The 2,451-nt window shown below is 40.9% G+C and carries 3 protein-coding genes; all 3 read left to right on the top strand.

What is annotated here, in order from left to right:
- Positions 1-87 precede the first annotated feature (87 nt).
- From tnpA to tnpC, 3 genes are read left to right on the top strand one after another with little or no spacing between them, the layout of a single operon-like run.
- On the top strand, positions 88-423 hold the full coding sequence (gene tnpA / locus QT711_RS19495) for an IS66 family insertion sequence element accessory protein TnpA (RefSeq protein WP_317946915.1): 336 nt from the start codon (positions 88-90) through the stop codon (positions 421-423).
- Positions 413-772 (top strand): IS66 family insertion sequence element accessory protein TnpB, encoded by a 360-nt coding sequence (gene tnpB / locus QT711_RS19490; RefSeq protein ID WP_317946914.1) that lies wholly within the window; start codon positions 413-415, stop codon positions 770-772. The genes tnpA and tnpB overlap by 11 nt, the downstream gene beginning before the upstream one ends.
- A gap of 39 nt (positions 773-811) precedes the next feature.
- The gene (gene tnpC / locus QT711_RS19485) at positions 812-2,386 is read left to right on the top strand and encodes an IS66 family transposase (protein ID WP_317946913.1); all 1,575 of its coding nucleotides are present in this window, start codon (positions 812-814) and stop codon (positions 2,384-2,386) included.
- Positions 2,387-2,451 lie beyond the last annotated feature (65 nt).

The raw sequence follows: 2,451 nt of genomic DNA, 5'->3' as shown, positions 1-2,451 counted from the left end.
GTAAGCGTTAATCGAAATACACCTTATTCTATTTGTTTGTCCATGCAATACTGGTAGTAACTTTTAGAAACAGAGAGGTGTTTGAGATTGTCAGAATTAGCGAATCCATCCGCGATACATGATGAAAAAGATGCTCGCTGGATTGAGATTATTGAACAGTGGAAGGATAGCGGTATGACCATGTCAGAATGGATCAGGGGGCAAGATGAAGTCACCTATTATCAACTAGTGAACGCTAGAAGAAGACTTTATCCAGAAGAAGTTTATGGAACTGGAAAACCCAATACTTGGTCAGCTATTACAATGGAGTTGCCGTCCTCTTCTATGAATGTTCATGTAAATGGTTTATATATAGAGGTCCCTCCGGGATTCGATCGAACACTTCTATTGGAGATTGTGGAGGTGTTAAAAGATGCGAATTAATCTCGAGGGGGTGAAAGGTGTTTTCCTCGCACACGGCTCAACTGACATGCGTCTTTCAATGGACGGTCTAGCAGCTCGTGTACAAGAAACTTTTGAATTAGATCCTTTTTCTTCGAACCTTTTTATTTTCTGTAATCGCCAACAGGACCGAATAAAAATCCTTCACTGGGATCATAATGGCTTTTGGCTCTACTATCGAAGACTCGAAAACGGTACATTTAACTGGCCGCAAGGTCCAGAAGATGAGACCATGCAAATTACGCCTAGGCAATTAATTTGGTTACTTGAAGGGTTAACATTGGAAGACGGAAGAGTATTTCCGAAAATGAATGTAAAAAAAGTTGTCTAACCGCATAAAGATTATGGTAAATATGTCGATATTTATAATATGAGAAACCTAAATGATCACTCACCCCAATTAACTGAACAGGATACAAAGATTGCGGCTCTTGAAGAGGAACTACTCTGTCTAAAAGCAATCATAGCTAGGTACGAAGAGATGTTTCGATTACAAAAGCAACGCCAATTCGGAGCTTCAAGTGAGAAGTTTCCGAGTGGTCAATTGACACTTTTTGGTGAGGAAACATCACATTCTTCTACCCTGGAAAATACGACAGTGCAAGGAACTTCAAAAGCTTACAATCAAAAAAAAAAGAAACGAAAAGTTCGGGAAAGCCTAAACAATGAGCTACCTGTAACAGTCGTTCACCACAGCCTGCCCTTAAAGGAGCAGGCCTGTTCAGATTGCGGTCATTCTATGCATGTGATGAAAAAAGAGATCCGCCGTGAAATCAAGATCATCCCTGCTCGCGCAGAGATTGTCCAACACGAACGTGACGTTTTCTCTTGTCGAACATGCGAGAAAGAGAATACTCATACACCAATTGTAAGAGCTTCAATGCCAGAAGCTGTCATTCCTAAAAGCATGGCATCACCTTCAGCGATTGCTTATGTGGTGACGCAAAGGTATATGTATGCCACGCCACTACATAGGTTGGAGGCACAGTTTCGCCAATTGGGTGTTAATCTATCTAGGCAGACGATGTCCAATTGGTTAGTCCTTTCTACAGAGGAACTACTTCGTCCGCTCTACTCTGCGATGCATCAATTTATTTTATCGCTTCCAGTACTTCATGCAGACGAGTCAACACAACAAGTTTTGTACGAAGAGGGTAAGCAGCCTTCTTCGAAGTCATATATTTGGTTATACAGGACTGGGAGGATTGGGCCTCCATGTGCCATATATGTATATTCATCAACTCGAAGCGCTACTAATCCAAAACTCTTTTTGGAAAATTTTAAGGGAACGCTTCATACAGATGGCTATTCAGGCTATGAGGGGTTGGAAAACGTTAGTCTCTCAGGGTGTTGGGCACACTTAAGGCGTTATTTTGATAAAGCTGTAAAAGCTGCCCCAAAGAACAAGAAAGAAGCGCCCACTCTTTCAGAATTAGCACTTATGAAAATTGGAGAGATTTATAAAATTGAAAGAAAAATCACCTCTCAATCTTTCGCAAAGCGCCGTAAGGTGCGCCGCAAGGAAAGTTTACCACTCGCAGAGGCTTTTTTCGCATGGCTTCAATCCATTCAACCAATAGTCACACCGAAAAGCCAACTAGGTAAAGCGATTAAATATGGAATCAATCAAAAAGAGAAGTTACTGCGTCCTTTTTTAGATGGAATACTCGACATTGATAACAATAGAGCAGAGAGATCAATCAGACCATTTGTATTAGGACGGAAAAACTCACTATTCTCGATTACTCCAAAAGGGGCTCAATCTACTGCCATCCTTTATAGTATCGTGGAGTCGGCGAAAGAGAATAAGTTAAATGTCTTAGCCTATCTAGTTCACCTCTATGAAACGCTTCCTAACATTGATAAGAACAATGTGAATGAGCTTGCAAAATTGTTCCCTTGGTCGAAAAAGCTGCCGGAGCAATGTTACCTATCTAAAAATTAAAGGATTCATTACTAAAATAAAGGATCTGCACCCGGAAAAACAGGTGCAGATCCTTTTACGCTTAC

Origin of the sequence: Sporosarcina saromensis (genome assembly GCF_033253735.1) — a bacterium.
Lineage (GTDB): Bacteria > Bacillota > Bacilli > Bacillales_A > Planococcaceae > Sporosarcina > Sporosarcina saromensis.
The sequence above is the reverse complement of the archived record's forward strand: the minus strand, read 5'-3'. Positions and strand labels throughout refer to the sequence as shown.